This window comes from Amycolatopsis sp., assembly GCF_036008905.1.
In the GTDB taxonomy this organism is placed as follows: Bacteria; Actinomycetota; Actinomycetes; order Mycobacteriales; family Pseudonocardiaceae; genus Amycolatopsis.
In genome coordinates this window covers 43,456-49,608 of sequence record NZ_DASYMU010000096.1, presented here as the reverse complement: position 1 = coordinate 49,608, position 6,153 = coordinate 43,456, and the positions used below count along the sequence as shown (strand labels likewise).

The following is a 6,153-nucleotide window of genomic DNA, read 5'->3' as shown; positions in this document are numbered from 1 at the left end:
GCAGGATCAGCACCCGATCCGGGCGCAGCGCCTCGATGGCGCCCTCGTCGTGAGTGACCATGACGATCGCGCCCGGGTAGCTGCCGACCGCGCCGAGGACCTCGTCGCGGGAGGCCGGGTCCAGGTTGTTCGTCGGCTCGTCGAGGAGCAGGACGTTGGCGCTGGAGACGACCAGGGCCGCGAGCGCGAGCCGGGTCTTCTCCCCGCCCGAAAGCGTGCCGGCCGCCTGGTCGAGCTGCTCGCCGGTGAAGAGGAACGAGCCGAGCAGGTTCCGCAACTCCTGTGCGCCGGTGTCCGGCGCGAGGTGTCGGATGTTTTCCCACACCGACGCATCATGATCAAGAGTTTCGTGTTCCTGTGCGTAATAGCCCAAACGCATTCCGTGACCCGGAACCACGGAACCGGTGTCCTGGGTTTCCATTCCGCCGAGGAGCCGAAGCAATGTCGTCTTTCCTGCGCCGTTCAGGCCGAGTACGACGACCTTCGAACCGCGGTCGATCGCGAGATCGACGCCGGTGAAGATTTCCAGTGAGCCATAAGACTTCGAGAGCCCTTCGGCCATCAGCGGTGTCTTACCGCAGGGCGCGGGGTCGGGGAAGCGGATGTTGGCGACCTTGTCCGCCACGCGCGTCGCGTCGAGACCCGAAAGCAACTGGTCCGCCCGGCGCGCCATGTTCTTCGCCGCGACCGCCTTGGTGGCCTTCGCGCCCATCTTCAACGCCTGCGTGTGCAGGACGGACGCCTTCTTCTCGGCGTTGGCGCGCTCACGGCGGCGGCGCTTCTCGTCGGTCGCCCGCGCGTCGAGGTACCGCTGCCAGCTCATGTTGTAGTGGTCGAGCTCGCTGCGGGTGGCGTCGAGGAACCACACCTTGTTGACCACGTCGCCGAGCAGTTCGACATCGTGGCTGATGACCACGAGCCCGCCCTCGTGCGCCTTGAGGAACCCGCGCAGCCAGTTGATGGAGTCGGCGTCGAGGTGGTTGGTGGGCTCGTCGAGCAGCAGGATCGTCTCGGACTTGCCACCGGCGCCCGCTTCGGCCGCCGCGAACAGGATCCGGGCGAGCTCGACGCGGCGGCGCTGGCCACCGGAGAGCGTCTGCAGGGTCTGCGCGAGCACGCGATCCGCGAGGCCGAGGTTCGAGCAGATGCGCGCGGCTTCGCTCTCGGCGGCGTAACCACCGAGAGAGGAGAACCGCTCTTCCAGCCGGCTGTAGCGGTTGATCGCCTTGTCGCGCTGGGCGTCGTCGACGAGCTCGGACATCGCCGTCTGCGCCTTTTCCATGTCCCGCAGCAACGCGTCGAGACCGCGCGCGGACAGCACGCGATCCTTCGCGGTGACCGAGAGATCACCTTCGCGCGGATCCTGCGGCAGGTAACCGAGTTCGCCGGTCATGCGGACTTCGCCCGCGTGCGGCTCACCTTCCCCCGCCAGCACCTTCAGCGACGTCGTCTTGCCGGCGCCGTTACGGCCGACGAGGCCGATGCGGTCGCCTTGCTGGATGCGGAGCGTGGTGTCGGCGAGCAGGATGCGCGAGCCGGCGCGCAACTCAAGGCCGGTGGCCGTGATCAAGAGAACTCCCGTGATGGGGTGAAGTGGTCATATGGACAGCGTCGACGAGCCGACGGTGCCGCGATCCGGCACCGCACTCGGCTCGGAGCTACTCCAGAAGGATGTCCACGTCATCAGTGTACGGGTCGGCGTCCACTTCTTTTGCACCCCGTGTCCGGGCTCACCCGTCCTGCAGGATGATCTCCACCGCTATCGCGCGTTCCGCGGCCTCGTCGAGGACCGTGCGGCGGGGCTCGGGGATGTCCAGGATCCGCGGGTCGGCGATGGCGAACAACGGGGCGAGCCGGACGTCCCGGCGGAGCTCGTCGAGCGCCGCCCGGTCGCCACCGACGACGACGGCGTCCATTTCGGACACTCGCGGGACGAGTACTTCGTAGGCGTCGTCCGCGGCCGCGCGGAGAGCGTCACGCACCTGGCCCTCACGGCGGCGGGCGAACCTCTTCTGCGACCAGCCCCCGGCCGCGGACCGGCCGTGCACCTGATGACGATCCGTCCGTGAAAGCAGAACCCGGCCGTTGCGGGACATTCCCACACTGTGCCCGCCGAGCCGGACCATGAGCAGGCCGATCTGACGCGGCACCTGGGTGTGCCGGATGAGCGGATCCACCAGTAGCCCATTGAAATTCCCCACCGTCCGCAACGGCGGGAACGGGATGATCGCTGTCGCCGTGGTCCCGTTGCCTCCGGTGACGACGGCTTCGTCCGGGCGAAGCAATGTGTTCCGGATGCCGTCGTTTCGCATGGAGAAACGGTCGAACCAGCCTTCCAGGCGATCAGGGGGCACTTCGACGGCGCGACCGCCACCGGCGACTTGGCGTGTCTTGCTCATGAGGCAACGTTACTGGGTGTGGGAATGGGGAATCGGTGAAGTTCCCCAGTTGCGCCGATCGGTCTAGCAAGTGAGTGCTTTTCTCTTAAGACCTCTAGCGAGATGTCGACATATTCCGGAAGGAATGTGCGGTTCGCGTACAAACGTTCGCTGGAAGGGCTTTTGCCGGTGTGACGTAATCCACCGTAGCCGCATCGGGCGGGGTGCGGGCTGGGTGGGTGGCTGCGCGTCCCGGCTGACGTTCGCACGGCTGGTCCCGCCCTGGTTTAGCCGTGGTATGAACGGACCTTTCCTTGCGGTTTTTGGTAGGAACGGTCCGTTCATTGCGGTCCTGAGGTTCGCGCGGCAGCACTGTGTTTTCGGCGGGTCTGCGCGCTGACGGTTTCGCGTCACCAGGGCGCGCGCTGCGGTCTTTTCGCCTGCCGCCCAACGGGCTTACTGCGGTAGCCCGGGACTTAGCGTGCTCTCGTTCCGAACAAAGAGTTGACCGGGCTTGTGGTGGCCACGCAAGTCTTGACTCGAAGTGCCGTAGTTGGGTTAGCCAGTCGGGGTCGTGAGTGGCAACAAGTGTTCTAACACTCGTAAACACTCACGACCCACCCACCCGACTGAGCGGTCCGCGAAGCAGCATTTGCCTTACCCATCAATAGCTGTGGGCGGGCGGGCCGAAAAAGGGGAAAGCCCCCGGCACTGAGTACCGGGGGCTTCCCTTGCCGCAAAAGGATCACACCGGGCGGACGGGGCCGCTGTGGGTGTTGGGGCGGGTGGTGGCGGGACGGTCGGCGGCCGCGGGCGGTTGCACGAAGCCGTTGATGTGGAGGGAAACCGCGCGGATGGAACCCGTGTCGCTGCCGACGGCGTCGACGGCGGAGAAGGTCCAGGTGCCATCAGCGGAGCCCGCGGCTACGCCCGAGAGCGCGGTCGCGGGGCGCCAGGAGCCCGTGTAGGGGGCGTTGGCGGTGGTGACCGAACTGAAGGGCTGCGCCGCCGAGTCCGCGAAGACGACCTGGCAGAGGTTGTTGCCCGAACCACCGTTGCGCTGCAACAGCGTCGCCTTGGCACCCGACGGGGACGTCAGGGTGCCGACGAGGTCGGCGACATAGGAGTGCGTGATCCCGACCGTGGTGGCGTCCTGGTCGGCGGTGCACACCGTGCCGTCGACGGAGAACGTCACCTTCGACGCCCGCCCGACACCGCTGACGGTGATCGGGACCGACGCGCCGATCGGGTTGTTGTCGGGGATGGCCACGGCCGCGCCACCGTAGGCGAAGTTCTGGACCACCGCCGACGGCTGGCCGATCGGGATGGAGAACTGGGACGTCGTCGGCGAAAGCGAGCCGGCGAAGGTGACCTTGGCCGAAAGCACGACCGGGGCCCCCAGTTCCTGGGTGGCGGGAACGGACACGGTGAAGGTGTTCACGCCGGTCTGTCCCGGGCTGATGGTGCCGTAGGACTTGGTGCGCGGCGTGATGGTCACGCCCGGCGTCGGGCTGGTGAGCACGACGCTGGTCGACACCGCGGTGCCGTCACCGGTGTTGGTCACCGGCAGCGAGACCGTGGCCGTGTCGCCCGGGTCCACGAAGGCGCCGCCGTCGGTGGGGGTGACGGTCGGGTTCTGGGCCGTGGCAAGGGGTTGCGGGCTGGCACCGGTGTAGGCGAGGACGCGGTCGGCGAGGATGACGCCCGCGCCGCTGACGTTGTCGACGCCAGGGGACCCGATGTCGACGGCGGTGTTGATCAGCGCTTCACGGACTTCGGCCGGCGGGAGGCCGGGGTTGCCCGAGAGGACCAGCGCGGCGATCGCCGCGGCATGCGGTGCGGCCGCCGAAGTGCCGAAGAACGGGTCGAACCCGGTGACACTGGTCCGCACGCCGTCGGCCGCGGTGATCTCCGGCTTCTGACGCACCTCCCCACCGGTCGAGGTGACGTTGCCCGGGGTGATCGGGGTGCCGTCGGCTTCGTAGAACACGCGGCGCGGGCCGTCCGAGCTGAACCGCTCGGTCTTGCTGGTCCCGCTGAACGCGCCCGGGAACGGGCCGGCCGGGTTCGCCGGGTCGCCCGGCTCGAGCAGCCTGCCGAACGCCTTCGCGGCGGGGGTGGCCGCGACGGCGAAGGCCGCGCGGGCCGCGGAGTGACCGAAGGTCTCACCCGGGGTGCTGTAAGCCTTCAGCAGTCCGTCGGACGAGTCCGCGAACCGGCCGCGCAGCGCGGAAAGCGACAGGTACCGGTTCTCACCGGAGAACTTGACGATCGCCAGCCGCAGGCCGCCGGACGGGGTGTCGACGCGCTCGTAGGCGTCCTGCGTCCCGTTCTGGACGTCCTGGCTGAAGTCCACGACCCCACCGGCCGCGTTCAGCAGGTAGAGGTCGTAGTCGTTGGACGAGGCGCCCAGCGGGTCCGACCAGAAGAGGTTCACCGGGACACCCGCGGAACTCGCGGAGAGAGGCTCGAAGATCTGGGACTGCGTGCCCGGCGCGAAGTTGTGCGCGGTGCCGGCGAACTTGCCGACGCCCTTGCCCGAGTCCTTGAAGTCGCCTTCCCAGTGGCCGGCGGTGCCGTTGGCGACACTGCCTTCGTTACCGGCCGACGAGAAGTACAGCGCGCCGTCGGCGGTCACGTCGTTCACGGCCTGGGCGATGATCCAGTCCTGGAACGGCGATTCCTTGAAGTAGATGATGTCGTCCACGATCACGTCGCAGTGCGACTCGAAGCGCAGCGTGCGGATGTTGTCCGCGAAGCTCGCGTCGGAGTTGAACGCGGTGGCGAAGCCGAGCGCCGCGCCGGGCGCGACGTCGTGGAGGATCTCCAGCATCGCGGTGCCTTCGTCACCCGAGCCCGCTTGGCCGGACAGGACATCGACCGAAGCCGGCAGCTCTCCCTTGGCCTGCGAGGTGAGGAGCGAGTCGACACCGTCGGACAGCGCGCACACCTTCGTGCCGACGCCGCTGATGCCGTACTGCTGACGCGCGGTGTCGGCGTTGTGGGCGCGGTCGCCCTCGCTGACGATCGTCGCGGCGGCGCCCACGCGCTGTTCCTTGGCCTGGGTGGCCTTCTTCAGCTCGGCCGCGATGCGGTCGGCCTTCTGCTGCTTGGTCTCGGGCTTGGTGTCGGTCACGCCCTGGCTCGGGCCGCCGGGAGCCGCCGCCCGCTGCCGGGCGGTCATCGCCTGGTCGGCCGATTCGACCTTACGGACGTCACTCCTTTGGGCGATCTCACTGAGTGCGCTGAGTGGCACCTCGGCGCGGACGCTCCCCACCTTCTCGGACACCGCGCGGATACCCGCGCCGGCCTTTGTCAACGCGCCGAGCAGATCTTGGGAGACCTTGCTCGCGCGGATGTCGACCAGTACGGTGCCGGTCGAAGAAACCTCCGCGCCGGCTTGCAGATTGGGCAGCGCAGATGCCGCCATGCGCTGGCCGCTCAGCTTCTGCTGCACGACCAGTCGGCTGTCTATTTTGGATTCCCCAGCGGTCTGCGACTTCTTGATCGCTTGCAGCGCGGCGATTTGCTGAATGGTGGTCTCGGAAAAGGCGTCAGGCGAGGTGGCCGTGGCAGCGACCGCGGTGGTGGGTGTAACCAGCCCCAGCGCGGCGACGAGAGCCGCCGCACCGGCTGCCAAGGCCGTCGTTCTTCCCCTGATCGAATGACTTGGACGCACGAGCGACTCCGGTTCTTACGCGCGTGCCCCGACTCACGCTGACCGATGCCGGTGGTTACCGACTGGATCAACCTAGGTACTCACAGTTCGGTGAAG

3 protein-coding genes are annotated in these 6,153 nt (G+C 67.9%); all 3 read right to left on the bottom strand.

Annotated features, from left to right (window positions below; translation table 11 throughout):
• The coding region (locus VGP60_RS18020) for an ABC-F family ATP-binding cassette domain-containing protein (protein WP_327549173.1) at positions 1-1,570 on the bottom strand (1,570 nt) is incomplete at its 3' end.
• A 160-nt stretch (positions 1,571-1,730) separates the two neighbouring features.
• A complete protein-coding gene (locus VGP60_RS18015; protein WP_327549172.1) occupies positions 1,731-2,399 on the bottom strand; it encodes an acVLRF1 family peptidyl-tRNA hydrolase in 669 nt (222 codons plus the stop codon).
• A 724-nt stretch (positions 2,400-3,123) separates the two neighbouring features.
• The gene (locus VGP60_RS18010) at positions 3,124-6,018 is read right to left on the bottom strand and encodes a S8 family serine peptidase (protein ID WP_327549171.1); all 2,895 of its coding nucleotides are present in this window, start codon (positions 6,016-6,018) and stop codon (positions 3,124-3,126) included.
• Positions 6,019-6,153 lie beyond the last annotated feature (135 nt).

Excerpts from the sequence above, each read along its gene's own strand:
- VGP60_RS18015 (WP_327549172.1), bottom strand. The coding sequence starts at position 2,399 with ATGAGCAAGACACGCCAAGTCGCCGGTGGCGGTCGCGCCGTCGAAGTG.